General features: G+C 44.5%; 28 protein-coding genes. 9 read left to right on the forward strand and 19 right to left on the reverse strand.

Features of this window, described 5'->3' with window-relative positions; genetic code table 11:
• A partial coding sequence (locus tag QZ157_RS08435; RefSeq protein WP_295144355.1) for a hypothetical protein occupies positions 1 to 692 on the reverse strand: 692 nt, incomplete at its 3' end.
• A 181-nt stretch (positions 693 to 873) separates the two neighbouring features.
• Positions 874 to 1,089: a hypothetical protein gene (locus QZ157_RS08440; protein WP_295144358.1), complete on the reverse strand. Its 216-nt coding sequence runs from the start codon at positions 1,087 to 1,089 to the stop codon at positions 874 to 876.
• A gap of 259 nt (positions 1,090 to 1,348) precedes the next feature.
• On the opposite strand from QZ157_RS08440, the gene QZ157_RS08445 reads away from it, so the two are divergent.
• Together QZ157_RS08445 and QZ157_RS08450 are read left to right on the forward strand one after the other, a co-directional pair.
• Complete coding sequence (locus QZ157_RS08445) at positions 1,349 to 1,672, forward strand: hypothetical protein (protein ID WP_295144361.1); 324 nt, start codon at positions 1,349 to 1,351, stop codon at positions 1,670 to 1,672.
• Entirely contained in the window at positions 1,672 to 1,989 is a 318-nt protein-coding gene (locus QZ157_RS08450) for a hypothetical protein (protein ID WP_295144364.1), read from the forward strand. The genes QZ157_RS08445 and QZ157_RS08450 overlap by 1 nt, the downstream gene beginning before the upstream one ends.
• 160 nt (positions 1,990 to 2,149) lie before the next feature.
• On the opposite strand, the gene QZ157_RS08455 is transcribed toward QZ157_RS08450, so the two are convergent.
• Positions 2,150 to 2,782, reverse strand: coding sequence for a DUF6803 family protein (locus tag QZ157_RS08455; RefSeq protein ID WP_295144367.1), 633 nt, complete (start codon positions 2,780 to 2,782; stop codon positions 2,150 to 2,152).
• A 67-nt stretch (positions 2,783 to 2,849) separates the two neighbouring features.
• Here QZ157_RS08455 and QZ157_RS08460 point away from each other — a divergent pair, with 67 nt between their 5' ends.
• Positions 2,850 to 3,032: a helix-turn-helix transcriptional regulator gene (locus QZ157_RS08460; RefSeq protein WP_295144421.1), complete on the forward strand. Its 183-nt coding sequence runs from the start codon at positions 2,850 to 2,852 to the stop codon at positions 3,030 to 3,032.
• Between the two features lie 168 nt (positions 3,033 to 3,200).
• Positions 3,201 to 3,521: a S24 family peptidase gene (locus tag QZ157_RS08465; protein ID WP_295144368.1), complete on the forward strand. Its 321-nt coding sequence runs from the start codon at positions 3,201 to 3,203 to the stop codon at positions 3,519 to 3,521.
• Positions 3,522 to 3,894: 373 nt separating this feature from the next.
• Here QZ157_RS08465 and QZ157_RS08470 read toward each other — a convergent pair whose 3' ends face one another.
• From QZ157_RS08470 to gatC, 9 genes are read right to left on the reverse strand one after another with little or no spacing between them, the layout of a single operon-like run.
• Positions 3,895 to 4,698: a shikimate dehydrogenase gene (locus tag QZ157_RS08470; protein WP_295144371.1), complete on the reverse strand. Its 804-nt coding sequence runs from the start codon at positions 4,696 to 4,698 to the stop codon at positions 3,895 to 3,897.
• Positions 4,695 to 5,624, reverse strand: a complete 930-nt coding sequence (locus tag QZ157_RS08475; RefSeq protein ID WP_295144373.1) for an ABC transporter ATP-binding protein — start codon at positions 5,622 to 5,624, stop codon at positions 4,695 to 4,697. The genes QZ157_RS08470 and QZ157_RS08475 overlap by 4 nt, the downstream gene beginning before the upstream one ends.
• A gap of 9 nt (positions 5,625 to 5,633) precedes the next feature.
• Positions 5,634 to 6,176: a DUF1882 domain-containing protein gene (locus QZ157_RS08480; protein WP_295144375.1), complete on the reverse strand. Its 543-nt coding sequence runs from the start codon at positions 6,174 to 6,176 to the stop codon at positions 5,634 to 5,636.
• Positions 6,176 to 7,420: a serine hydroxymethyltransferase gene (locus QZ157_RS08485; protein WP_295144377.1), complete on the reverse strand. Its 1,245-nt coding sequence runs from the start codon at positions 7,418 to 7,420 to the stop codon at positions 6,176 to 6,178. Before QZ157_RS08485 ends, QZ157_RS08480 begins: the two co-directional genes overlap by 1 nt.
• On the reverse strand, positions 7,420 to 8,922 hold the full coding sequence (gene lysS / locus QZ157_RS08490) for a lysine--tRNA ligase (RefSeq protein ID WP_295144424.1): 1,503 nt from the start codon (positions 8,920 to 8,922) through the stop codon (positions 7,420 to 7,422). Before lysS ends, QZ157_RS08485 begins: the two co-directional genes overlap by 1 nt.
• Entirely contained in the window at positions 8,922 to 9,395 is a 474-nt protein-coding gene (locus QZ157_RS08495; protein ID WP_295144379.1) for a Fur family transcriptional regulator, read from the reverse strand. Before QZ157_RS08495 ends, lysS begins: the two co-directional genes overlap by 1 nt.
• 9 nt (positions 9,396 to 9,404) lie before the next feature.
• Complete coding sequence (locus QZ157_RS08500) at positions 9,405 to 9,986, reverse strand: CvpA family protein (RefSeq protein ID WP_295144382.1); 582 nt, start codon at positions 9,984 to 9,986, stop codon at positions 9,405 to 9,407.
• On the reverse strand, positions 9,986 to 11,101 hold the full coding sequence (locus QZ157_RS08505) for a type IV pilus twitching motility protein PilT (RefSeq protein ID WP_295144383.1): 1,116 nt from the start codon (positions 11,099 to 11,101) through the stop codon (positions 9,986 to 9,988). The genes QZ157_RS08500 and QZ157_RS08505 overlap by 1 nt, the downstream gene beginning before the upstream one ends.
• An 11-nt stretch (positions 11,102 to 11,112) precedes the next feature.
• Entirely contained in the window at positions 11,113 to 11,400 is a 288-nt protein-coding gene (gatC, locus tag QZ157_RS08510) for an Asp-tRNA(Asn)/Glu-tRNA(Gln) amidotransferase subunit GatC (RefSeq protein WP_295144386.1), read from the reverse strand.
• A gap of 125 nt (positions 11,401 to 11,525) precedes the next feature.
• Between gatC and QZ157_RS08515 the strand changes: the two genes are divergently transcribed.
• Genes QZ157_RS08515 through hisG form a run of 5 tightly spaced genes read left to right on the forward strand, consistent with a single transcriptional unit; the run spans position 11,526 to position 14,646 of the window.
• On the forward strand, positions 11,526 to 12,092 hold the full coding sequence (locus QZ157_RS08515) for a hypothetical protein (protein WP_295144389.1): 567 nt from the start codon (positions 11,526 to 11,528) through the stop codon (positions 12,090 to 12,092).
• Complete coding sequence (locus tag QZ157_RS08520) at positions 12,089 to 13,099, forward strand: PQQ-binding-like beta-propeller repeat protein (protein WP_295144392.1); 1,011 nt, start codon at positions 12,089 to 12,091, stop codon at positions 13,097 to 13,099. The genes QZ157_RS08515 and QZ157_RS08520 overlap by 4 nt, the downstream gene beginning before the upstream one ends.
• On the forward strand, positions 13,096 to 13,428 hold the full coding sequence (locus QZ157_RS08525) for a hypothetical protein (protein WP_295144395.1): 333 nt from the start codon (positions 13,096 to 13,098) through the stop codon (positions 13,426 to 13,428). Before QZ157_RS08520 ends, QZ157_RS08525 begins: the two co-directional genes overlap by 4 nt.
• Complete coding sequence (locus QZ157_RS08530; protein ID WP_295144398.1) at positions 13,415 to 14,044, forward strand: type III pantothenate kinase; 630 nt, start codon at positions 13,415 to 13,417, stop codon at positions 14,042 to 14,044. The genes QZ157_RS08525 and QZ157_RS08530 overlap by 14 nt, the downstream gene beginning before the upstream one ends.
• Positions 14,038 to 14,646, forward strand: coding sequence for an ATP phosphoribosyltransferase (hisG, locus tag QZ157_RS08535; RefSeq protein ID WP_295144401.1), 609 nt, complete (start codon positions 14,038 to 14,040; stop codon positions 14,644 to 14,646). Before QZ157_RS08530 ends, hisG begins: the two co-directional genes overlap by 7 nt.
• 860 nt (positions 14,647 to 15,506) lie before the next feature.
• Here the strand turns inward: hisG and QZ157_RS08540 are convergent.
• The 7 genes from QZ157_RS08540 to QZ157_RS08570 form a co-directional block, all read right to left on the reverse strand.
• Positions 15,507 to 17,429 (reverse strand): bifunctional diguanylate cyclase/phosphodiesterase, encoded by a 1,923-nt coding sequence (locus QZ157_RS08540; RefSeq protein WP_295144404.1) that lies wholly within the window; start codon positions 17,427 to 17,429, stop codon positions 15,507 to 15,509.
• Between the two features lie 610 nt (positions 17,430 to 18,039).
• On the reverse strand, positions 18,040 to 20,394 hold the full coding sequence (locus QZ157_RS08545; RefSeq protein ID WP_295144407.1) for an endonuclease MutS2: 2,355 nt from the start codon (positions 20,392 to 20,394) through the stop codon (positions 18,040 to 18,042).
• Positions 20,395 to 20,742, reverse strand: coding sequence for a hypothetical protein (locus QZ157_RS08550; protein WP_009493428.1), 348 nt, complete (start codon positions 20,740 to 20,742; stop codon positions 20,395 to 20,397).
• On the reverse strand, positions 20,739 to 22,073 hold the full coding sequence (murC, locus tag QZ157_RS08555) for a UDP-N-acetylmuramate--L-alanine ligase (RefSeq protein WP_295144426.1): 1,335 nt from the start codon (positions 22,071 to 22,073) through the stop codon (positions 20,739 to 20,741). Before murC ends, QZ157_RS08550 begins: the two co-directional genes overlap by 4 nt.
• A 485-nt stretch (positions 22,074 to 22,558) precedes the next feature.
• Positions 22,559 to 22,918 (reverse strand): MmcQ/YjbR family DNA-binding protein, encoded by a 360-nt coding sequence (locus QZ157_RS08560; RefSeq protein ID WP_295144412.1) that lies wholly within the window; start codon positions 22,916 to 22,918, stop codon positions 22,559 to 22,561.
• A complete protein-coding gene (locus QZ157_RS08565) occupies positions 22,915 to 23,517 on the reverse strand; it encodes a DNA-3-methyladenine glycosylase I (RefSeq protein ID WP_295144415.1) in 603 nt (200 codons plus the stop codon). Before QZ157_RS08565 ends, QZ157_RS08560 begins: the two co-directional genes overlap by 4 nt.
• A 72-nt stretch (positions 23,518 to 23,589) precedes the next feature.
• Complete coding sequence (locus tag QZ157_RS08570) at positions 23,590 to 24,165, reverse strand: hypothetical protein (RefSeq protein ID WP_295144418.1); 576 nt, start codon at positions 24,163 to 24,165, stop codon at positions 23,590 to 23,592.
• Positions 24,166 to 24,993 lie beyond the last annotated feature (828 nt).

Genomic DNA, 24,993 nt, shown 5'->3' on the forward strand with positions numbered 1-24,993 from the left:
GTTATAAAATATTTTTTGCAAAGCGCGTGATAATACGTAACGAATTTGACATTTGGATAATGCGGCTCGTCTATGATAATAGCTGGAAACGGCGTAAAACCACTTAAATTCCCTTGCGTTGCCAGCTGAAAAAATATTTTTATGATTATATTCCCAAGATACATAAAAATCACAAATAAAACGACAAATAGCAAGCTACCAGACATACCAAAAAAGCCGCATAATACTATTATATACAAGGTGGTATCGCGCACTCCCTTGTTTGGCATACTGGCATCCAGCGGCTTACAAATCAACTCTTCTAAATTATTAAGCGATGAAGTATGCTTTAAAATGTCGCTTTCATAAAATTTAACCGAATCGTTCATAAAGTGAACGGTATCTTTTTTCTTTATCACATAAAAGAAGTAGTCGATAATCATCCAGCATGCTATGCAGGCCAACGCTATGACAAGCGACAAGATGTTGTCTATACTTTTATCTTCAACCCACCCCATAATAAAAATAGTTACGATAATGCTAAATGCCAGCGGCATAAAAAACAATGTTTCAACAAAGAAATCCTCGTAGCTTTTGATAACCAACGGCTCCTTATCGTAATCCCTCGCAAATTTCTTTGAGCCGGGATTTGTCAAATTTGGATTGCGAGGATTGTAGTTTAAATTTTGGGTTTGATTGTCTGCTACGTTCAAATTTATCTCCTGGACTCGCATCGCAAAAATACTAAATTTATCGCCAAATTTTGTAAAACCGCTTTTTAAATCAAAGTGAATTTACGCTTAAAATCAAAGTGGGTTAAAATCCCGATTTTTTCACTTTGATTTCTAACGTAAATCTTATCCCTTTTAAACCGCCCTTTAAAAGCCCTTTAAATCATTTAATTTTCTCTATCCTAAATACCTGATCCCGCATAGCCTCGTAGCTCTTGGCTTTCTCATAGTTTTCTAGCCAGCTATCTACCCACTTGGGTGTTTCGCCCTTAGAGTTCCAGTTTATTACGCCGTTATACACTGCTCCGACCATGGTTGCAAATTCTTTTTTACTTAAATTTAGCTCCGCAAGCTTAGATTCAAACGTTTTTATATCCATGCATACTCCTTTAGTTTTTGTATTTTAACATATAATTCATAATTTTATAACTTTTTTGGCTAGAAAGTTAAAATAAAATGTATAAAACTATTGACAAGGATTAAAAAATGATGTATAATTACGGCATAAAAGATATAAAAAAATGTAGATAGCTTGATTATATCAGGGGCGCGACGAGACAATCCGCCAAGACACATCTCGCCGCTAGGTGCTCCCAAACGGGAGCCTTTATTATATCAAATTTAATAAAGGATCTAAAATGCAAAAGACATACTACAACAAAGGCGAGGCAAACGCCATCCTCTCAGGCATAGCAAGTTGGCGCAATCAAGGCATATATGGACGCTGCATATGCGGCGGAAGCTTTCCGTCAAATACTACATTGGAAAGAATTAAAGTATTCGTAGATACCGTATTGTCTGCGGAAGATAGAGAGGCCGTTAGGTTAAGCGATGCCGATAAAAAGCTTTTTACTTGGTTTGCTCAAAACTTAGACGATGCAGACAAAAGAGCAGAGTATCAAAGAGCTCTTGATGTGGACGTCGATATAAACGAGCTTGAACGCGTAATAAGGGGAAAATAATGGAAAATCTAGCCCTTTTATCAAACGAAGAGCTGCTTGAGATCATATCGCAAGCAGAGGCTATCATAGAGAGTCGCAAGTCGGACAAACAATTCATCATCAAGACGTTTGAGAGCATAGACCCTAGAAAAAACGGCCACGCGTATATGGCTAGGCTAAGCTTTGCGGACGGCAAGGTTAGCAGGGAATTTATCGACTGCAACGGAAAAAACTGGGATAGCAAGCATAAGTATTATGATACTTCTTTTACTTTCAGAGCAAAAGAGGGGGATAAATTTGAGGCTAGGCTTGACGACGGAAGCTGGAAAGGCGACTAAAAGGTTTGGTATATGGTCGTCAAAGACGAGAGCGGCGAGCTGGTATTACAGTGATTTAGCTCGCTATAAATCCCAAAGATACGCAGATAAAAGAGCTTAAGGCAAGACCTAGAGAGATCTTGCTAGCTAGCTCTAAAGAGTAAATTTGGAGCTTTTAAATTTAGTGATGCATGTGCATATTAGTTGAGTTATCATCACCCATATTTTGCATCATCATATTCATATGCATCTCACCCATATTTTGCATCATCTTGTGGTGATCGTGCATTGGCATATCTGCTGGCATGTTCATCGGCATATTCATATGCATACCCATCTCACCGTTTTCAGCCTTGTAGCCAGTTATGGTAGGATCAACCATGCCAAATATCATAGCGACGTGTGCGACGACCAAGGCAAATATGAGTAGGAAAAAGTGAAGCTTTAGCTTTGCCTTTTCGCTTGCGTTTTTGTAGATCAAATTTAGCTCTAAAAGCGCGATGCCAAGAAGTGGTATGACGCTGATGAGATATGAGTAGACAGCGATGACATCGGCATATCCACGCCATTTTATACTTGGATAAATTTTTGCCATAAAATAGATCACAAGAGCTGTAAAATAGACCCCAAGCACTATGCCAGCAAATTTTCCAACAGCCTTAAAGCCAGCATTTTTGCCGCTATCCATGTGATACATAGTGAGAAACTCCATCGCTACTAAAAGCTCCGTAAGCCCCACAGGTATCACCATGAAGAGGATTAGATTGTAAGGTTGATTGAGCGATAAAAGCTCCATGTAGTGTGTCATTACCATTGTAAGTCCTTTGTAAAAATTTAAAGGATTTTACCACCAAAGGGCTAATAGTTATAAAATATCAAGTATATTAGCAAATTTAAGCGGGATATCAAGAGCAAGTATTCAATTGTACGAGGCAGATAAGGTTGAAATTCCAGTAAAAAAATTATCAGACATTTCGAAAGCTTTAGAAGTTGATCCTGATTTTTTCATAAAAAACAAAAGTTCGTTAGTAGTTCGTAAGTCTGATGAAAATTTGGTTCGTTAGTAGTTCGTAAGTAATGAGAATTCGTCTGCCAATCCTTTTAACCTTAAAAAAACAGAAGCGGATCAAATTTCCCACGATCAAATTCTCATCCGCAAGCTTAGTTCGGCCGTAGGCGCAGGCGAGAGCGTCGACATAAACGGTGTTGAGGTCTATGATACCGATATTTTAGTGCCTTTTTCCCAGATGCTTTTTAAAGTACGCCCTAAAAAAATAGATAGGATCCGCTGCATGCAGGTAGACGGCTACTCGATGGTGCCGATGCTTTTCCCCGATAGCTGGGTGATCGCGGACGTTACGGCGAAATTTGAAGGCGACGGACTATATATCATCAACTACTGCGATAACTTTATGGTCAAGCTCTTGCAAAAGAGCCCCGACGGCACGCTACACATAAAAAGCGTCAATAAAGACTACGAAAGCTACGATATAGGGCCCGATGACGATGCGCAAGTATATATCGTAGGTAAAGTCTTGCGCTGCGTTATATAAAACGGTTTTAACGCCCATTTAAAAGAGTGTTAAAGGCGGTGTAAAATAATGTAAAGTTTTTGTAAAAAGATGTAAAGTAAAATTTCGCCACTTTGATTTTGGATAAATCTGCTCTCAATACCTATTTTTAGGCACTCAGCTCAAATTTTCCCTCACTTTGATTTCTGACAAAACTTTACAAATTTGATGCTATATTTTACGATGTTTTAAATTTTTCTGCAAAAAAGGCTACTTTGACTTATCTACACAGCGGCGTATTTGCAAGCTGGACGCAACTTTACACAAATTTATCGCAAAGCGGTTTTAAATTTGAGCAAATTTGACCACCGAAATGCGCAAGATAACAAAAAATTTATAAAAATTAACGCGAAATTTACCCTAGCCTCAATGCTTTTTGCATTGCATTTTCGATTTTGGCCTCGTCGAGAGAGTCGTCAAAAAATAAATTTAGCGCCAAAGCGGCCTGAAAAAGTAGCATCTCCGAGCCGTCTTTATGCCTAAGTCCGCTAGCGGAGGCTAAATTTAAAAATGGCGTTTTTTTACCGTAGATCACGTCAAAGGCAAATTTAGCCTCGTCAAAAATCGGACGCAAAAGCTCGGTGGGCGCGGGTAAATTTTCATCTTTTAGCCCCGCTGAAGTCGTATTTACGACGAGGTCAAATTTGCCGCCTTTAAATTCGGCGAAATTCGCCCAGCTAAAATTTTCGTATTCGGCAAAATTTGCTAGCCTTTTCTCGCTTCTATTTAGCACGCAAACTCGTACGCCGCAGCTTTTTAGCGCGTAGGCGACTGCTTTAGCCGTCCCGCCCGCGCCTAAAACGAGAGCTGATTTTATCTCGCCAAAGCTCTCTATCGCCCGCAAAAACCCTGGCGCGTCGGTATTGTGGCCGTAAATTTTGCCGCTGCGGGATACCAGAGTGTTTACGGAGCCGATTTTTATAGCCGTTTCGTCCGCTAAGTCGCACTGCGCGAGCGCGGCTTCTTTGTGTGGGACGGTCACGTTTGTGCCGCTTAGTTTTAGTTCTTTAAATTTAGATATGAGCCGCGAGCCGTCCGTTAGCTCGTAGCGAGTATAGAGGGCTTCGCGAGATAAACCAAGCTCGCTCAGAGCCGCGTTATGCAGTCTGGGCGAGATAGAGTGAGAGACGGGGTTGCCGAAAACGGCGAAAATTTTCATTTTATATTTACGATAAATGCGTTTGGAGCGGCATTTTGCTTAATCTTGGCTAACTCGCTTTTTAGCTGGGCTCCGCTATAAGGGCCGACGAGTACTTTAATGATCTCATCGCCGTTTACGTTAGTTCTATATAGCTTGTATGCGTAGCCTGCGGCTTTTAGCTTGCCAAGCTCGGGCGCTTTTTCGTTAAAGTGCTTTACCGCAAAAACCTGTATATAGCTACCGCTGTGAGCCTCGTCGCCGCCGGAGGCCGGAGTTTGCTTAGTCGGCTTTTGCTTCGCTACTTTTTCTTTATGCACATCGGTTGCTTTTGGTTGTTTGGCTACTTTTTCGTTTTTTGCCTCTTTTTGCTTCTGCTCTTTTGTTTTTACGACGTTTGCGTGCTGTTTAGACTCTGCTTTTGGTTCGCTTGGTTGCGGACTAGGAGCGTCGTTTTGCTTTAGTGCGCCTTGTATGGTAGCAGGCTCCGTCGGAGGCGTAGAGGGATCGCCGGCTTGTGCCTCTTGCTGTTTTTTATCCTCTTTTTCCTTGAGAGACTTTACCATATCTTCAAAGCTATCTTGACCTTTATTTTCAGGCACGATAGGCACTTGTTCAAAGTTATTTTGCTGCGGCTCCTGGACTAAAGGCTGGGTCGGCTCGGGCTGCGGTTGCGGCTGAGCCTGAGCTACTTGCTCCGGCGTAGGCACGTTTGCTTGCTGCGGGATACTTCTAGTATTATCGGGTTCTGGCGGTAGAGTCATCCTAGAGTCGGGCTGGGCTATCTGGGCATTAGTTTCGGATGAATTTAAAAATTTCATCGCGATCAAAACCGCCAAAAATATAATAACGAAGACGGCGACTAGGACGAGTATCCTTTTGACACTTTTGCTTTTTTTGTCTTCGTTGTTATCAAGCATAATGTCTCTTAGCTCGTTATACTCCATTTTTTCTCCTTACATATGTTTTGACCAGCTTGCGCCGCGCTCTTTTTGATAGACTTTATACGGCAACGTCAAGATATTAAATTCTTTCGGTAGCTCCATCGTCGGAAATACTCTCCACTCTTTAACCAAGCGCGAACTAAGCAGCATAGATAGCTTATTTGCGATCTGATAGCCCTCGTTTAGCGTCGTGTGGCCCTTATGCACGTAGAGGTGCAAATGCCCCGGCGTCTTGCTCTCGTAGGCGGTAAAATTTATAAACCCCTCCTCGCGGAGCAAAAGCTGAGCTCGGTGCCAAAAGCGCTCAGGCATCCTGCCGTTGTAGTCAAAGACGATATTTTCGACCTTGTCGCCCGGCAGTATCAGCGAGTGCGCGACGGTGATCTTACCCTCGTCATGATCTTTTATTACCTGATAGCTTAGAGGCTCGTTTATGAGCTCAAATTTATTAAAAAACGTCCGCCCTCTATACTCGATCTTGCTTACGATATTATCGCGTTTGATCCAGTAGTGGCTCGTGCTCATTTTGATTAGCGCGGTGTCTATGCTTTGCATCAATAAGTCGCCTTATCGTAGATGATAAATTTGCTCGCAAGCTCTTTTAGCTCGGCTTTTACCCTGCTTTGAAGCTCGGCATTATTGATATCGCTTAGCACGTCGGCGATTTTATTTGCGATGATCTCAAATTCCGCCTCTTTCATACCACGGGCCGTAAGCGCTGGACTTCCGATGCGGATACCGCTCGTGATAAACGGACTTCTAGTTTCTCCAGGAACGGTATTTTTATTTACGGTTATGCCGGCATTTCCAAGAGCGATATCGGCGTCTTTACCGCTAAATTCACGGCTTAAAAAGCTCATTAAAACTAGATGGTTATCGGTGCCGCCGCTAACTAGATCAAAGCCGCGTTTTACCAAAACTTCGGCTAGCTTTTTGATGTTTGCCTTAACTTGCTTGGCGTAAATTTTCCATTCAGGGCTTAGGTTATGCTTAAAGCCTACCGCCTTTGCAGCGATGACGTGGACTAGCGGTCCGCCCTGAATGCCGGGGAAAATAGACGAATTTATCTTTTTGGCGTACTCTTCGTTGTTTGTCATGATGATACCGCCGCGAGGTCCGCGAAGCGTCTTGTGCGTAGTCGAGCTAACCACGTCGCAGTGCGGAAACGGACTCTGATGCTCGCCGGCTACGACTAAGCCTGCTATGTGCGCTACGTCGGCAAAGAGTATAGCGCCTACTGCGTCGGCGATCTCGCGGAATTTCTTAAATTCGATCTCGCGCGTATATGCGCTAGCGCCGCACACGATCATCTTTGGCTTTACGATTTGCGCGATTTCCATCACCTTATCGTAGTTTATGCGTCCGTCAAGCTCTACGCCGTAAAAGAAACTCTCATATATCTTGCCAGAGCTGCTTACTTTTGCGCCGTGAGTTAGGTGTCCGCCGTGGCTTAGATCCATGCCTAAAATTTTATCGCCGGGATTTAAAAGCGCGCCGTAAACGCCTTGGTTTGCCTGCGAGCCTGAGTTTGGCTGTACGTTTGCAAATTCGCAACCAAAAAGCTCTTTGCAGCGATCGATTGCTAGCTGCTCGATCTGATCGACGTATTCGCAACCGCCGTAGTAGCGTTTGCCTGGATAGCCTTCCGCGTATTTATTAGTTAGAATGGAGCCCATTACTTCCATTACTTCAGGGTAGGTAAAATTTTCGCTCGCGATCATCTCGAGGTGGTCGCACTGGCGTTTTAGTTCTAAATTTACTAAATCAAAAATTTCTTTATCGTAACTTTGCAAACTCATTAATTCTCCTTGGTTTCGTTTTTTTGCGGTCTCATCGCAGGGAAAAGCACCACGTCGCGGATGGATTTTTTATTGGTCAGTAGCATCACGAGCCTATCTATACCGATACCCTGTCCGGCAGTCGGGGGCATCGCGTAGCCAAGAGCCCTCACATAGTCCTCGTCCATCTCGTGAGCTTCGTCGTCGCCGGCGTTTTTGGCTTCGATTTGCGAAGCGAAACGGCCGTATTGATCAATCGGGTCGTTTAACTCGTTAAAGCCGTTAGCCAGCTCGCGTCCTGCGATAAATAGCTCAAATCTCTCGGCTATATCAGGATTTGCGTCGCTTCTGCGAGAAAGCGGACTGATAGAAATCGGGTAGTCGATGATAAATGTCGGATCGGTTAGCTTGCTCTCTACGTAGTTGTCGAAAAGTTCGGCCTGCAAGTGGCCTAAATCAAGCTTTGCGTTTGCCTCAAAGCCGTCAGCCTTAAGCTTGGCCAAAATTTTATCCTTATCGCCGATGATCGCCTTGTCTAGCCCGCCGATTTCCACGAGCGCTTTTTTGTAGCTTATGCGTTTAAACGGCTTGCTAAAATCGATCTGCACGCCGTCAAATTCGATGATTTTAGGCATATCTAGTTTATCAAGAAGCACGTTAAATAGCTCCTCAGTTAGCCCCATCAGATCGTGATAGGTATGCCATGCCCAGTAAAACTCGATGCTTGTAAATTCAGGATTATGCGTTAGATCCATGCCCTCGTTGCGAAAATTTCTATTCATCTCGTAAACCGCATCAAAGCCGCCCACGATGAGACGCTTTAGATAAAGCTCGGGTGCGATGCGTAAAAATCTCTCCACGCCAAGCGCGTTATGAAACGTAACGAAAGGCTTAGCGTTAGCTCCGCCGGGTATCGGGTGCATCATAGGAGTCTCGACCTCTAAAAAGCCCTTATCCTCGAAAAATCTGCGAATCGTGCTAACGATAACCGAGCGGCGCTTAAAATCAGCCCTAACCTCTGGGTTCATTATCATATCGAGGTATCTCTGGCGATATCTAGTCTCGATGTCCGTTAGGCCGTGAAATTTCTCCGGAAGCGGCGAAATGGCCTTTGACGCCAAAGTTAGTTCGCTAACGTGCATAGAAAATTCGCCCGTTCGCGTGACGAAAGCATATCCGCGTACATATATGATGTCGCCAACCTCAATATTTTTCTTTACGACCTTAAACCAATCCGGATCAAGCGTCTTATTGCTAAAATAAATTTGGAGATTGCCATCCTCATCCTCGATGTTGGCAAATATCGCCTTGCCCACATCCCTGATGAGCTTAACGCGTCCGGCTAGGCTTACCGACTGCCCCTCGGCACTCTTTTCTTCGGTGTCTATAATATGTTTAAATTTGAGCCTAAATTTAGCTATATCCATATCGCGGCGCAAAAAGTGCGGATAGGGATTTACGCCCGCGTTTCGTAGCTCGTTTGCGGTCTCTAGCCTTTGGATTTCCAGTTGATTTTCAAATATCACTTGCCGCCCTTTGCCTCTTTGGCATTACACTCTTTGCATACTCCGTAAAGCTGCATCATGTGTCCGGTTAACTTAAAGCCGTGTTCTTTTGCTATACTGGATTGTCTTTTTTCGATCGTTTGATCTTCAAACTCTATGATTGTTCCGCATCTGCGGCATATCATGTGGTCGTGGTGAGGTTTGGTGGCAAGCTCGAATTTTTTCCCTTGCGAGCCGAAGCTGATAGAGGTTACCATCTCGGCTTCCTCGAGTAAATTTAGCGTTCTATAAACGGTCGCGATACCGACGTTTAAGTCGGGATAGGTCTCTTTAATGAAAAAATATAGTCTCTCCGGAGTAAAATGCTCGTCGTTATTATAAAGCGTTTTTAATAAAACCTCGCGTTGTTGCGTGTATTTTAACCCGTTATCTCTTAAAATTTTTTTGAATTTTTCAAGAAGGGCGTCGTATTCTAAATTTTCGATAGTCATCTTTGCTCCTTAAATCGTCGAATTTAGCTCTAAATTCGGTTTATGCTCTTGTTTGGCGGCGTCAAAAGGCGTCTCGATATTACCCACGCCGCCGGCTATCGCCTTTACGTCTACGTTCATTATCCATTTACCGGTCTCTAGCAGCACGGGGTATAGTTTGCTTCCGGCAAAATACGGCTCAATCTTACTATTTAGCACCTGAATATTGGATACGGTTACTATTAGTACCGCAAAAACTAGGAAAATTTTAGCGCTACCCACGACAAAGCCGCCTAGTTTATCTAAAAATCCGAGTCCGCTTAGACCGACTAGTTTTGATAAAAATGCGCCTATGCCCAAGCAAACGACCCAAAAAACGATGAGCGTCGATAAAAACCCGGCAAAAAACACGACCGTATCCCCGTCTAGCTTATAGACTTTGTCGCTGATGATTTGTCCGGCTTTTGCCGCAAATCTACTAGCTACCACGATACCGCCGATAAGCCCCACAAGCCCGAATATCTCCTTAATAAGACCGCTAATCACGCCCTTTATGCCTAGTATCAGCACAAGCGAGACTACGACCACGTCAAATAGCGTAACAAACTCCATCACATCCCCAGTAGCGGTCCCAACTCTTGCTGGTTGGTTGAGTATCTCATTGCCATTTCTTTGCTTATTTGATTTGCTTTGAGCGCTTTCATTAGGGACTGAGTTTGAGTTATCATGCCGGTTACTTGCTGATTTAGCTGCATTTGAGAGTAAATTTGATGCACTTTATTTTCACGTATGAGGTTTGCGATAGCGTTGTTATTTATCAAAATTTCATGGATCGCGATTCGTCCGCCGCTAGTCTTAGGAAGCAAGCTTTGCGATATAACCGCCGTTAGAGAAACCGAGAGCATATTTCGCACTTGAAGCTGCTCGCCGCCTTCAAAGCTATCTATGATACGGTTGATAGTCTGGATGGCGGAGTTCGTGTGCAAAGTTCCAAAAACCAAGTGTCCGGTCTCAGCCGCCGTAATAGCCGTAGATATCGTCTCTCTATCGCGCAGCTCGCCCACCAAGATGATATCGGGGTCTTCGCGAAGCGCGCTTTTTAGAGCCTTAGCGTATGAGTGGGTATCCGTACCGACGTTTCTTTGAGAAAAAAGCGCTTTTTTATTCGTATGCACGAACTCTACGGGATCTTCGATGGTTAGGATATGTTTTCTGTGGCTTAAATTTATCTCGTTTAACATCGCGGCAAGGGTGGTGGATTTACCGCTACCGGTCGGTCCGGTAACCAGTATCATGCCCTTTTCGCGCTTTACGACCTCTTTAAAAACGCCCGGAGCTCTCAAATCGTCAAGAGAAGGTATGTCGGTAGGGATTATACGAAACGCCGCAGCCAGATCTCCGTTTGAGGTGTAGTAGTAGTTGCCTCTGAAGCGGCCTACGCCCGGAAGCTCTATCGCAAAGTCAAGCTCCTTATTCTCCTCAAGCTCGCTTTTTTGAGTATCGGTTATCAAAGCGTAGCATATATCTTGTATATCGTGTCCGCTCAAAACTCCCAGCTCAAGCGGTCTTAACGTTCCGTCTATGCGAATTTGCGGTTCGCTTTTTGAAACTAAGTGCAAGTCGCTCGCCTTATTATGCACGACGGTTTTTAGAAGCGTTTCTAGGCTTACGTCTATTTTTTTTGGTTCTAGCGCGTCGCCTACGCCCCCCTGTTTTATTTCTTCCATTTATATTTTCCTTATTCGATTATTTTCGGTACGACGAAAAAATGCTGGCTACTCATAGGAGCATGCTTTAGTATCGTTTCTATCACGTCCGAGCTTACGCTTACGTCTTCTCTTAGCGGAGTTCCGCCGTCTATGGAGCTTACGACCGCCCCCACGTCGCTTAAGTCCAGCTCGTCTAGTATATCTACGAAATTTAAAATTTCGCTAAGTTGATTTTCAATCTCTTTTCGCTTCTCTTCGCCTATTTTAAGCGAGCTGAGCTTTTCAAGCTTAGCCAGCAGCGTATCGTCTATTTGCATAAAACCTCGTTTAAATTTTTAAATTTTCTCGCATTATAGCACATTTTGTCTTGATTTTTATGGTGTTTTATAATTATTATGCTACAATTACGAACTTTCAATATCTAAAATTTTAAGGAAAAAGCTTGGCTATCAAAGACGATATCAACTCCATAAAAGAAGAGCTAAATACTCAAGAACAATTTTTAGAAAATATGATAAAAAGCGAAAGATTTTTTAAAAAATATAGCAAATTTATCATAACCGCGGTCATTTTAGGCGCGATCGGCGCGATCGGATACTACGTAAACGGCGCCTTAAAAGAAAAAGATTTCAAAGCCGCAAACGCCGCCTATGCTAAGCTGATACTTAACCCAAAAGACGAGCAAGCAAAAGCCGAGCTAAAGCAAAAAGACGCCTCTCTTTACGCGCTTTACGAATTTAAAGTCGCCGTCGATAACAACGACACGAACGCGTTAAAATCGCTAGCAAACGAGCAGATTGATCCGCTTTTAAAAGATATCGTAAAATACCAATTAAACGAGCCTAGCGGTCAAATTTTAAGCTCGTATAGAGCCGCGATTAACGGCTATGAGCTATTAAAAGAAGATAAAATCGACGAAGCCAAAAACGAATTTAAGAAAATCCCGTTAAATTCACAGCTACAAGATCTCGTCAAAAATTTAGAACATTACCAAGGAAAAACAAAATGAAAAAATTTCAGACTATTTTAGCCGCCGTTTTGTGCGTGGCTGTACTCGGCGGATGCAGCACGAAAAGGCAATACTTCGAACCGACCGACGTGCAAAATGAAAAAATCTCGGAAACTAGGCTGCCTTCTAGCATCGCGACAGCAAGCCTAAACGGAGCGGTGCTAAAAAACGGCATGGTTATAACCAAAAGCGGCTTACTTGCGCCGGAGATAAAGCTGCCAAAGGGCGCAACTTTGTTAAATTACGGCGACGGTAAATTTATCAGCTCGGATTTAAGCGGAAATTTGATCGTCGAAAATAGCTCCAACGAAATTTTATTTCAAAGAAGCTTTGATCAAGCCGTCGTATCGGCCGCTCTTGAGGGCGACAAGCTCGCTGCCTTAACCGCGAGTAACGTCATATATCTCATCGATATCGCGACAAACGAGGTTTTGCTCGAGTTTGAGAGCTCAAACGTCTATGCGCAAGACTCTCGCGTAGCAGCGCCGCTATTTATGAGCTCGCTCGTCATCTTCCCTACACTTGACGGCAAGATCATGATCGTAGATAAAAGTCAGGGCCGAATTTTACGTGACGTAATCGTTAGCAGCGAACAGTTTTTTAACAACGTAATATCTCTAAACGTCGTAAACGACACGATGATAGCTGCCACCGGCAAGCGTATCGTCTCGATAAATCCGGAAAAAACGGTTTATTTTAACGGCGAGATCAAGGATGTAGTCATAAACGGCGAATACGTATATATCCTACTAAAAGACGGCAAAATCGTACTTAGCGACCTAAATTTGAAAAAAATTAAAGACGCGTATTTTAAATTCGCCATCTTTTCAAGCGCCACCGTTCATAACGGCTCGCTTTATATAATGGAAAAAACAGGCTATCTAATCAAGACTGATTTAGCACTTGACAACGCCAAAATTTACGAGCTTTCAGACGAGGTCGAGAGCCAAATTTTCGCCGGCGCGAAAGAATTTTACTACGACGATTACAGCCTAGAGCTTAAATGACGAAGCAAGAAATTTATCAAGTTCTGGAAGCTAAAAAGATTGTTTTAAAAAATTTAAGCTGGACACAGCTTGATAAATTTACCAAAAAAAAGACCCTTGCCGCGCTTATGGGCATCGATACGAAGGGATTTTATACTCTTTTGTTTTTCCGTAGCGCAAAGGCTAGATTTTTGAGTAAAGAATTTGAAGCGATTAATGAAATAGCTAGCAAAATCGCCGAACAAACGGGTATAAATTTTAAGAAAAAGGCTATTTTTTATAGCTCGGATATCTGCTCAAAAACCGTAAATTTGATGAAAGAAAACGGCTACAAATATGACTCTATGTGACGTAGGCAACACTAACGCCACCTTTTTTGAAGACGGCAAAATCACCAAAATCAAGCTTGAAAATTTCAAAGATTTTAAAAGCGACGAGAGGATTTATTTCATCAGCGTAAACGACGAGATGACTCAAAGACTCCGCGGTTTATCTAAATTCGTAAATTTAGAGCCGTATTTCGAGCTAGACACCATCTATAGCGGCCTAGGTATTGACCGGGTCGCTAGCTGCTACGCCGTAAAAAACGGCCTCATCATCGATGCCGGCAGCGCCATAACCATGGATGTTATGATGGATTCAATGCATCTTGGCGGCACGATAATGCCTGGCATCTCGCACCTCTTAAAAGCTTGCCAAGCGATTTCGCCCAGGCTTAAAATCTCGCTAAATTCGCAAATCGATCTCGACGCGCTCCCGCAAAAAACGGCCGACGCGGTAAGCTACGGCATCATAAAACCAATTTTACTTCTCATAGAAAACATGGCAAACGGCTCAAAAATATACTTTACGGGCGGCGACGGCGAGTTTTTGTCGCGTTTTTTTACCGACAGCATCTACGACCGTATGCTCGTTTTTCGCGGGATGCAAAAATTAATCGAACAAAAAAAGGACATCTTATGCTGACGGTTGCTCTACCCAAAGGCCGCATCGCCGACGAAACGCTTGCGATTTTTAGGAAAATTTTTAATAGCTCGTTTGAATTTGAGGATAGAAAACTGCTGATGAGCGAGGGCGATTTTAAATTTCTAATGGTTCGCAACCAAGACATCCCGACCTACGTCGTAAACGGCGCTGCCGATATCGGCGTAGTAGGTCTTGACGTACTTGAGGAACATCGTCCGGACGTCTTGCGCCTACTTGATCTAAAGATCGGCAAATGCCGCGTCTGCGTGGGCGTCAAAGAGGGCGAGGATCTAAATTTAAACGCGCCCGAGCTAAAAATCGCCACCAAAATGCCGCACATATCACGTAATTATTTTGCCGCGAAGGCTACCGCGCTAAAGATCATCAAGCTATACGGCTCGATCGAACTAGCGCCGTTAGTCGGCCTTGCCGATGCTATCGTAGACGTCGTAGAAACGGGTACGACAATGAAACAAAACGGACTAAAAGTCGCCCAGACTATCATGCAAAGCTCGGCGTACCTTATCGCAAACAAAAATAGCTTCATAATTAAAAAAGACGAAATTTTATCGCTTTACGAAAAGATCAAAGCGCAAATTTAGGCTAAAAATATCTACTGCGCGATCAAATTTAGATGAATCTCCGTTAGGCTATAAACGAAAAACGCCCAAGCCCCAATCCGTCACATATTCGTAGCGTAAAATTTAAATTAGAGCGACCAAGCCAAAAGATACGCGGCATCGGTTCGCACGCATAATCAAAGCCTTTTCAAAGATAAATTTAGCCTCGATTTACCCGCGCCAAATAGCAAATTTATCAAACCCACAACCTTTAAAAAGGCAAGCTCGCTATTTTGCGAAGCTAGCAGAGCCGCTTTTATAAACGCCGTGCGTAAAACCGCTTTAAAATATATACCGATAATAGACAAAGGCGTTGCGCTAAAATATCATCTAAGAGAAACGACCAAGGCGATAAAAGCGGACGGCGCCATTAAAGACTACGCAAACGGCGGAGAAAAACGGCACAAGCAAAGAACAAACGATTTACGAACTTCGTCAAATAAGGCGCCGAGCAAATACAAACGACGACGAAGCAATAAGGCCTGACGATGAAGGAAGGCGGATTATCCTATAAATTTTTACCGAAAGTATAAATTATATCTTAAAAATAAGCAAAAATCGGCGAGAATTTAAACAAATAAAAACTTCAAGTAAGCGCGATAAAAACTCGTATAAATTTGCACGGCGTCCTTGGGAATAAAAGCGATTTTTCAAGCTCCCGTTTTAAAATCTCTTAATCGGGGCGGTTTTGCTAAACACTCTTAAGCCGCCATCTTTACGGGTTTTAGCTGATACCGGCGGCATAGGCGCGAGCAAATTTAGCCGCATAGGACGCGGCTTTTTTGACGCGGGCGCATTACCGGACGACCGCGAACGTATCAGACGGCGTTTTATCCGCCTCGCTACTCCAGCAGGCTATCTTGCGGTTCGCCTAGATAAAAGCCCTGAAATTCGTCCACGCCCAGGCGCACACAGGTGTCAAACACCTCTTTTGAGTGGACGAACTCGGCTATGACGGTGATGTCTAGCTGATTAGCAAAGGCTATGATCGCGCTAGCTATCGCCCGAGAATCCTCGCTAGAGTCTATATTTTTGATGATCGAGCCGTCTATTTTGATGTAATCTGGCTTTAGCTTTAGGATATAGGAGAAGTTGCTATAACCCGAACCAAAATCATCTATGGCGATCTTTGCGCCCATCCTTCGCACGCGTTCGATAAATGCGCCGATACGCTCGATATTTTCTATATTTTCATCCTCTAGTATCTCAAATATCACCCTTGAGGCGATCTTGTATCTGTTTAGCCTCTCGATGATAAACGCGCTCACGTCGCCGTCGGTCATATCTCGTCCGGATAAATTTACCGAGATGATGGCACTAGGCTTGTCTTTGATTAGCTTAAAGCTCTTTTCGATTAGCATCTTTTCGATATCGGTGTAGCGCTTGATGCGTTTTGAAACCTCTAAAAAAACGCTCGGCGAGATGATTTCAGAGCTATTTTGGATACGGATTAGCGTTTCGTATTTTAGCACCTTGCCGTCTTTGTTAAATATCGGTTGATAAAACGGCACGATTTTATCATTTATTATAGCGTTTCGTATCATATTTGATCGCTTGATTTGCTCGGCGTATTGAGGAGTGTCGTCAATGTTTTTAAAGTAGCAAAAGAAATCCTTGCCGCTTTGCTTTGCAAACTCAAGCGCCGTCGTAGCTTTTTTAAACGTATCGGTCTCATCTAGCGCAAAGCCTACCGTACAGTAAATCTCTATCTCGATTTGCTCGCCTCCGTCTTTAGACACGTCTATGACCAGCCCTTTTATGCTCTCTAAAAGCTCGCTTGCCAAATCCTCGTATCTATCTATGAAATAATCGGCGTTTTCGACTAGAGCAAACTGGTCAGGCCCCACGCGGTAAGCCGCCATGTCGTTATCGTTTGCGAATTTTCTAGCTATTTGCGCCATTTTAAGTAAAATTTGATCGCAAGCCTCGGCACCGAAGTAGTTATTCATCTTTCTAAACTCGTCTATATCCACGACTACGATTTTAGGACTCTTCATGGTCGCTACGTCGCGCTCCAAAGCCGTTTTGTTAGGTAGCCCCGTGAGCGCGTCGCTATATAGGCGCTTTTGCATCTCGGAGTTATTGGCTAGTAGCCTAGCGTTGGTTTTCATGAGAGAGATTTGACTGTTTTTGATATTTCTAAAAAAGAGCCAATACTGAAACACGCAAATAAGCATCATAATAAGGGTAACTAAAACGGTATTTTTCATATTTACGGCAAGCCAAGTAAAAAAACGCGGGTCGTCAAAGCCTGAAATTTTTACCGCGTGAACCATATCGTAGCCCAGTATCACGCCGTCGGTTTTTTTAAAATAGCAAACCTCGGCCTTATTATCCGCAATCAGGCGAATGCGCTTATAAACGCCCTTTTGCTCCAAATCCGCATGCGCCCTAGAGTCCATATCGCAAAATTTATAGGGTAAAATTTCGCCTATTAAATTAGGATGCTGCGAGCTGGCAAGCACCGTAAGTTCGTTTTTGTCTCCGGTTTGCTTAAATATCCAAGCAGGTACAGAATTAGCCGCTTCGGCGTACCTTTGAAACTCGTTTATATCGCGCTTGGCTACTTGTTTATAAATCATTTCTACTACGTTCATATATGCTTCGGCTTTAGCGTCTATGCCGATGTTTGAAGGGTAATTAACGGAGTCTTGAAATTTATTATAAAATATAAAACAAACGGCTATACACGAACATACCACAAGCACGACGATAGGTAAAACGAGGTAGCGAGTTGCCTTGCTCTTAGATTCTAAATTTTGCATCGACCTTCTTTTGTAATTTTATCGCCATTTTATCATTATTTATTTAAGTTAATCATTAAAGCTAAAATTTATAAAAATAATTTGCGCGGCAAAAAAGCAAAGCAAGAAAACGAGCGGGTAAAACGACTATGCAGGCGGCTGATTTTTCGTCGCTCTTTTTTGCGAGATTTAGGCGACTAGGCACCGTCGCTAAATTTTAAAGCTCCAAATTTACAAAGAAGCGCAAATAGGCTTAAATTTGACATTTTCAGGGTGCGGGTCTCGGTGAGTAAAATTTCGAGTTAAATTTGTAAATTTGATTAAATTTGACTTCAAATTTGATCATAAAACGACAAGGCGAAGTATCTTGCGATGAATTTAAATGTTGCGACGAATTTACAAAAAAGCGTAAATAGGCTTAAATTTGACATTTTCAAGATGCGGGTCTCGGTGACTCAAATTTGCAAATTCAACTTCAAATTTGAACGTAAAACGATAAGGCGAAGTATCGCGAGATGATTTTTCGAGCTTTGAAGCAAAATTGAGCGTGCGCTAGGCATATAGCCTGCGGAGCGAAAATTTTGCAAAATCTCGGAAAAGCGCTCGCGAGACAAGCCGTAGCAAGGCAAATTTACAGCCTTACTATCTGCGCTCCAAATCCCCCCTGCCCCGCCGGCGCGTCGAAAAACTCCTTCACGCTCGGATGTTCGCGCAAGAAATTTTTGACCGCGTAGGCGAGCTTGCCCGTGCCGATGCCGTGATACACCTGCACCTCATCAAAGCCCATCACTAGGCTATCTGAGATAAATTTATCCAGTTTTTGCACCGCTTCGTCCGCGCGCAGGCCGTGTAGATCGAGCGTGACGCTGGCGTTTTGCGGCTTTTGCACGCTTAGATTTATGCCTGATTTTTTCGGCGGGGCGGGCGTTTCGCCGCTGATTTTTAGCTGATTTATCGGCACGCGCATGCTCACGTTATCCGTTTGTATCACGGCGTCGTTTTTGCTAAGGCTTATCACGACGCCTTTGATCTTGCCGTATTTGACGCGGTCGCCGACCTTTAGCTCGGGCGGGGCGGAGATTTCGGGTTTTTGCACGGCGCGTTTGGCCTCGTTTGCGCGGTTTAGGGCACGCTGTTTTTCTTTGGTGTCGTCTAGATTTATCGCCCGTCTAGCCTCATTTATCGCCTTAAAATACTCCCGCTCCAGCCGCGTTATAACCTCGTGCTGCTCGGCCTCGGCGCGCTCTTTTTGCTCTTTTAAATTTTCGATTAGGGAGTCTAGCTTTTGCTCTTTTTTCTCCGCACTTTCGAGCTTTTCTTTGAGCTGCACCTCTAAATTTAATGTCTTTGTGATGATTTCGTTTAGATTTTCTTTGTCTTCACCGTAGATTTTTTTCGCCTGGGCGACCAAATTTGCCGCGATGCCGTATCTAGCCGCGGTCTCAAAGGCGTATGATTTGCCGATCGTGCCTTTTAAAAACTCAAATTTAGGCCGCGAGTTTTCCTCGTCGTATAGCGCGGCGACGAGCTCTACGTCGGGGTTTTTGGCTAGCAGCATAGCAAGGCGCTTGTGGTGAGTGGTGATGATCATCTTGATATCCTGACCCATCAGCCGCTCGATCATCACGCCATACAGGCTCGCCGCCTCCTCAAAGTCCGTTCCAAGCTCGATCTCATCGACTCCTATGAGCAGATTTTTTTTCGTAAAAAGCTTGGAAAAATGCACCATACGTCCCGCAAAGGTCGAGATGTCGTTTTTCACGTTTTGCGGATCCTCGATGATGGCGTCAAATTCCTTGAAATTTCCGATCTGCGATTTTTGCGCGTTTATGCGCATCGGCAGTAGGTATTTAGCTAGAAAGGCTGCGGCTATCAGCGATTTTAGCAGCATCGATTTACCGCCCGCGTTTACGCCGGTGATTAAAAGCACCTTTTTGCTAAAATCTATGCTGATACTTTTTGGATTTTTTAGCGCGGGGTGGGCGAAATTTGCTAGCTTTAAATTTGACCCGCCGCTTGGCAGTACAAACTCAAAATCCGCGCTTTTAGCCGTAAAAACCCGCGCGCAGTAGGCGTCAAACACGTCAAACGCGCCGTTTATAAATTTTAAAAACAGGAGGCCCTTGTGCATCGCGGAGCTAAAAATTTTGCAGTGTTCGTAGACGATTTCCTCTTTTTTATCCAGTAGCTCACTTTGCTCTTTTTTGAGTTTTTGGATGTTTTCGGGCGCGACGTAGAAGTATCCGCCAGAGCTTCTAGCCACGACCGTGCCCTTTAGCACGTGGTTAAAACCGCCTCGCACGAGCAGCGCCTCGACGGAGCTGATGTAGTGCACCTGTGTATCGACGAGGTATGGCGTGATGGATTTTGAGTAGATAAGGCGGCGCAGATCGGCGTCTATTTGCGCTCTTTTGGCGCTAAACGCGTCTCTGATACCGCCCAGGCGCTCGTCCACTTCGTCTTTTAGCTCGCCGTTTTTGTCAAATGAATTTGCGAGCTTTATCATCGGCTGCGGGATTTCTATTTTAGCGAGCCACTCGCCCAGTTTGCCTTCAAATTTGAGCGTTTTTAGGTAGGTAAAATAGCTAATAATCTTGGCAAACTCGAAAATCTCGCTCACGTGTAGCGTGGCTTGTTTGCTAAGGCGCATAAGCGCGTCGTCTAGGTTTTGAGCCGGCGAGGGCGGGTCAAACTGCTTTTGCGAGAGTTCTAAAATTTTCTCGTAATGCAGCCTGCTGTCGCCCGCCATAAAAAGCGGCTTTGGACGCGCTAAAAAGGAGTTAAACCTCTCCATATAGCCTTGCAAGTCTAAAATTTTTATAAGCCGCTCAAAGCCTTCCGCATTTGTAAATTCTTTTTGCTCGCGGTGCGCCGCGGCATCCGAAACACCGCCGTTTTTTTGCTCGCACAAGACGTTGTTTTCGCGCCCGCCAGCCTCCCAAACGCCGCCTTGGGTTAAATTTTGGTTATCTTTAAAATTTCGCAATTATTCGCCTTTAAATTCGCAGCCATCAAGCGCGATCTTGACGCTGTTTAGTTCCTTTGCCGCGCGTTTTGCGACAAAAGAGGACGTACCGAACTCGTAGTTAAATTTAGTGTTGTTTACGTCAAAATTTCCGCATTTTAGGGTTTTGCCTTGGTTAAAAAGCGCGACTAGCTCTAGCCTTTTGCCCTGCTCGCTTTCTAGCCTGGTCTCGTAAAAATATAGCGCCGCCGCGACAAAAATAACTGAAAAAGTGATGATAAATTTCGCCTTTTTGCTTAGCTTCTCGTCGCTCACGCTAAATATCGCGATCGCGGCAAGCACGCCTAAAAGTACGATTATGACCCTCATGCGTCGCCTCGCAGCTGATATGTGATGTCGCCCGCGCCAAATCCTATAACCAGCCCGTCATCAAGCAAATTTTTCACGCCAAATTCGTCCGTAAAGACGATCCCTTCGCCCTCGCGCGCAACTTTTTGCGTCATCACTGGGTTGTAGCGCTTAAACTCCTCTTTTAAATTTATATCTATGGACGCCTCACCAGCAGCGTAAACCGGTAGGATAACTAGCTCGTCTATGCCGTCAAAACACTCCTTAAAGGCCTCTAAATTTGCGCTCAGACGCGTAAATCTGTGCGGCTGAAAGATCGCCGTGATCTTGGTGATACCTAGCAGTTTGGCATACTCAAAGACTGATTGCAAAGTGGCCTTGATCTCGGTCGGATGGTGCGCGTAGTCGTCGATGAGTACGAATTTGCGGCTCGCGGTTAGGATATCGAAGCGCTTTTTGATACCTTTAAAATTTAGCAAATTGTGCCTAATTTGCGCTAGAGAGGTTTCATTTAGCGCGGCTAAGATCGCAAGCGACGCGTCCACGGCGATATGCTCGCCCATGCCAAGCACTTCAAATTTGCCTAAATTTTTTAGATTAAACGCAGTATAAGGCACGAAATCGCGCACGATCATACTAAGCTCGGTGATATCGACGCTCGGATAAAGGCGCACGGCGTCGAGCTTTAGCGTACCCAAAAACTCGTCCTCGGCGTTTATCACGCGCACCTTGGCTCGCTCCAAAAAGCCTCGATACGCCGCATGAAATTTCTCCAAATCATAGCCGTAATGCTCCATATGCTCGGGCTCAGCGTTAGTCACGACGGCTAGATACGGGTTTGAGTTGAGAAAACTACTATCGCTCTCGTCGGCTTCAAAAATGACGTTGTCGCAGGGCTCGTATTTCATATTTGAGCCAAACTGCTTACTGATTGCGCCGATGATGACCGAGCCCTCCACGAGGCTAGAGAGCATCGCCGAGGTCGTGCTTTTGCCGTGCGCGCCCGCCACCGAAAACACGCGCTTGCCCTCAAGCACCATCGGCAGAGCCTCTTTGCGCGATAGGCACTGCAAGCCTTTACTTCGCGCTTCGACAAGCTCTATGTTATCGGGTTTTATCGCGGCCGAGTAGATGACGAAGTCCTGATCCTTTATCGCGGCTTTGCTGTGCGGCGTGATGACGTCGATGCCCTGCGCTGCTAGCTCGCGCGTGGTCGGGCTTTCTTTGATGTCGCTACCGCTGATGATGAATCCCTTTTCGTGCAAAAACCGCGCGATCGCCGAGATACCGATACCGCCGATACCGATGAAATGGACCTTTTTACGCTCCTTTGCGCGCTTTATTTCATCCATGCTATCCGCTTGTTCGTTTAAATTTGACTGCGCTAAATTTTCGCGACCCAAATTTGACGTGCCGCCCGCTTCTACCGTACGGTGAAGCCCGCTTGCTTGGTTAAAATTTCCTTGTTTTAAGTTTTCCACTCGTTTTCCTTGCTGGTTCCTAAAATACCAAATCCCGCGCCCAAGTCTGCGGCTTTAGGCTTATTTTACCCGCAAACGGCATATCTTTTAGCGCCTCGCCGCTTGCCGTTACGCTTAAAGTTCGCGTGATTTTTCTTTAAATTTATTAGTCCGATTTTAGCGAAAATGAAATATCAAGACGCTGAAAAGGCGAAATTTACGCGAGTTAGTCGTTTAAAATCGGCAAGGCACTAACCGCCCGAATTTGGCGCAAAGGGTTTGCGTTAAATTTAGCTCCAAATTTAGCCGCTCTCTAGCAAGCCGGGTTCGCCAAAATCAGAAAAAGCGCTTAGCTAAAACGGGCTCTTTTAGGCATTTTACCGCGTCAGCTCAAAGCTAAGATCTATCAGATCCTCCACCTGCCCCGGCGCGATTTTGGAGCTTAAATTTACGCTGATCCAGTGTTTTTTATTCATATGATAGGCGGGCAAAATTTGCTCCCCGTCGCGCAAAATCGCCGCGAGATCAGGCTTGCATTTTAGATTTAGTATCTCTAGCTCCTGCGCGCTTTTAAGCCCAAATTTACCGCCGTCCACGCGCATAAAAACGGCGAACCATTTTTGGTTTTTCGCGTGGCGAAACACGGCAAATTCGGGGTGCTTGTCAAACACCCGCTCGCCCTGCGCGCCGAATTTCTCCTCGATATAGCTAAAAACTCGCTTCCGTGCGGGCATCATCCGCCTCCTTTGCAAAAGCAAGCGTCCAGATGATCATCCACTACGCCCGCGCTTTGCAAAAATGCATAGACGCTCGTGGGTCCCAGAAATTTAAATCCGCGCTTTTTCATCTCTTTTGCGATAAACTCCGCAAGCGGCGTGGTAGCGGGGACTTGTTTTATGTTTTCATAGTGATTTATGATGGGCTTGCCGTCAAATTCTGGATCAAATTTAGGCAGTAGATAGCCCCAAAGATAGTCGTAAAAGCTGCCAAAATCGCTCACGACGGCGAGGAATGCGCGGGCATTTGCGGCAAGCGAGTTTAGCTTTAGGCGGTTTCTGATGAGTGCTGGATTTTGCATAAATTTCGCCGTCTGCTCCTCGCCGTAGAGCGAAATTTTGTGCGCGTCAAATCCGTCAAACGCCGCTCGCATCGCCTCGCGCTTAAGTAGCACGGCATGCCACGATATGCCCGCCTGAAAGCCCTCCAAAATTATAAGCTCGAAAAATTTCGCATCATCCTTTATAAGCTTGCCCCACTCCCGGTCGTGATATACGCGCTCCAGCTCGCTTTTCTCCGCCCAGTCGCAGCGGATTTTGGTTTTTTGAGCGTCTTTCAAATTTAAGCCTTTAGATAAATTTTAGAGATTGTAGCGAAATTTGGGTTAAGCAAAGGCTTTTGACGATTAAATTTACTCCGCTTCGGCTCTTGGAAATTTGACGCTAATCCACGCAAAAAGCAGCGCACTTGCGGTAAATAAACCAAAAAGCACGTTTGCAAGAGGCATAAATTTAACGGCGGGAGCGATGAGCGTCGGGGTTAAAACCTCCAGCATGCCGTAGAGAAAATTTGCGGTGATATCAATGCTAAGCATCCACGCATAAACCCTAAAAAGCACGCAATCAAGCGCGTTTGCAAGCTTGAAATTTATAACGACCCAAGCGATCGACGCGGCAAATACGCTAAGCGGGATGATGACGTTAGTGATCAAACCGAGTAAATCTTTATCAAATACATAAAGAGCGACGGAGCATAAAATCGCGGCTAAAAAGCCGTTATAAGCGTACTTAAAAATCCTAAAAACGTTTTGTCCGAATGCCTCTTCGATGCGAACTAGCGCATAGTGAAAAAACGTCAGCGCAAGTAGCAGCGAGAGCAAACGCACGATCCAGGCGGCCTCGTCTGCGAGATATGCCGCGCTCATAGCCACCGCGCAGACTGCGCCCATGATGCCTTGCAACTTTGCTTTACTCAGATTTTTATCCAACTTCGCCCCTTTTTCGGATATATATTTTAGCCCTAAGTATATACAAATCTATTTTAAACTAATATTAAATATATGGGGAAAAATTCGAGTTTGGGCCGGATTTTGGATTTGAGCTTAAATTTAATCTGAAATTTAGCGGCGTCGCATACAAAACCCTCTAGCTCCCAAATCGCCGCCCCAGCTAAAACGGCCGCGGCTAGTAACAGCTAGATAAAGCGCGAATTTAGTCCGAGATAGAACATATATTTCGTGTTTTTCGGATTAAATTTGCTAGAAACAAAAAGCTCCCGTTTCATCTAGTTTTCTCCGTGCAGCGCTCTTTGTAGAGACGGCAAATCGCCATTTCATAGCAAGCAAGGCGAGGTTAAAGGCAGCGATGCGGTTTTGCTCGCGTAAAAGCGTCATTTTTTGGTAGAGTAAATCTTATAAATTTGACTTCAAATTTATAAGTACCGCAAGCCGAATTTTCAAATTTAACTTTAAATTCGACCTGCGATTAAAATAAAATTTGCAAGTATTTCGAGGCGATTTTTGGGGTTTTCTGCTTCGCAAGCTCGCAACTGCAAGCAGAAGAAGTTAAAATTTGACAACCTCCGCAAAAGCGCTCAAAAAATGCAAATTTAAAACGAATTATCGCGAGGCATATTTGGATGTTGCGACGGAATTTCCGACCGACGATAGAACATCTAGTTCATCGAGGGAGGAAATTCCTAGCTCATTCAAAGATGTCCGCGAGAACTTCGTTTTATTAAATTTAGCCGATATTCTCTCCCGCTATCATACCAAACGTTAAGCAGTCAGCTATCGCCACGCTACCTAAGCGGCTGG

This window comes from uncultured Campylobacter sp., from assembly GCF_905372745.1.
Lineage (GTDB): Bacteria > Campylobacterota > Campylobacteria > Campylobacterales > Campylobacteraceae > Campylobacter_A.

Excerpts from the sequence above, each read along its gene's own strand:
- QZ157_RS08440 (WP_295144358.1), bottom strand. The coding sequence starts at position 1,089 with ATGGATATAAAAACGTTTGAATCTAAGCTTGCGGAGCTAAATTTAAGT.
- QZ157_RS08445 (WP_295144361.1), top strand. The coding sequence starts at position 1,349 with ATGCAAAAGACATACTACAACAAAGGCGAGGCAAACGCCATCCTCTCA.
- QZ157_RS08450 (WP_295144364.1), top strand. The coding sequence starts at position 1,672 with ATGGAAAATCTAGCCCTTTTATCAAACGAAGAGCTGCTTGAGATCATA.
- QZ157_RS08455 (WP_295144367.1), bottom strand. The coding sequence starts at position 2,782 with ATGGTAATGACACACTACATGGAGCTTTTATCGCTCAATCAACCTTAC.
- QZ157_RS08470 (WP_295144371.1), bottom strand. The coding sequence starts at position 4,698 with ATGAAAATTTTCGCCGTTTTCGGCAACCCCGTCTCTCACTCTATCTCG.
- QZ157_RS08475 (WP_295144373.1), bottom strand. The coding sequence starts at position 5,624 with ATGGAGTATAACGAGCTAAGAGACATTATGCTTGATAACAACGAAGAC.
- QZ157_RS08480 (WP_295144375.1), bottom strand. The coding sequence starts at position 6,176 with ATGCAAAGCATAGACACCGCGCTAATCAAAATGAGCACGAGCCACTAC.
- QZ157_RS08485 (WP_295144377.1), bottom strand. The coding sequence starts at position 7,420 with ATGAGTTTGCAAAGTTACGATAAAGAAATTTTTGATTTAGTAAATTTA.
- QZ157_RS08495 (WP_295144379.1), bottom strand. The coding sequence starts at position 9,395 with ATGACTATCGAAAATTTAGAATACGACGCCCTTCTTGAAAAATTCAAA.
- QZ157_RS08500 (WP_295144382.1), bottom strand. The coding sequence starts at position 9,986 with ATGGAGTTTGTTACGCTATTTGACGTGGTCGTAGTCTCGCTTGTGCTG.
- QZ157_RS08505 (WP_295144383.1), bottom strand. The coding sequence starts at position 11,101 with ATGGAAGAAATAAAACAGGGGGGCGTAGGCGACGCGCTAGAACCAAAA.
- gatC (WP_295144386.1), bottom strand. The coding sequence starts at position 11,400 with ATGCAAATAGACGATACGCTGCTGGCTAAGCTTGAAAAGCTCAGCTCG.
- QZ157_RS08520 (WP_295144392.1), top strand. The coding sequence starts at position 12,089 with ATGAAAAAATTTCAGACTATTTTAGCCGCCGTTTTGTGCGTGGCTGTA.
- QZ157_RS08525 (WP_295144395.1), top strand. The coding sequence starts at position 13,096 with ATGACGAAGCAAGAAATTTATCAAGTTCTGGAAGCTAAAAAGATTGTT.
- QZ157_RS08530 (WP_295144398.1), top strand. The coding sequence starts at position 13,415 with ATGACTCTATGTGACGTAGGCAACACTAACGCCACCTTTTTTGAAGAC.
- hisG (WP_295144401.1), top strand. The coding sequence starts at position 14,038 with ATGCTGACGGTTGCTCTACCCAAAGGCCGCATCGCCGACGAAACGCTT.
- QZ157_RS08540 (WP_295144404.1), bottom strand. The coding sequence starts at position 17,429 with ATGCAAAATTTAGAATCTAAGAGCAAGGCAACTCGCTACCTCGTTTTA.
- QZ157_RS08550 (WP_009493428.1), bottom strand. The coding sequence starts at position 20,742 with ATGAGGGTCATAATCGTACTTTTAGGCGTGCTTGCCGCGATCGCGATA.
- murC (WP_295144426.1), bottom strand. The coding sequence starts at position 22,073 with ATGGATGAAATAAAGCGCGCAAAGGAGCGTAAAAAGGTCCATTTCATC.
- QZ157_RS08560 (WP_295144412.1), bottom strand. The coding sequence starts at position 22,918 with ATGATGCCCGCACGGAAGCGAGTTTTTAGCTATATCGAGGAGAAATTC.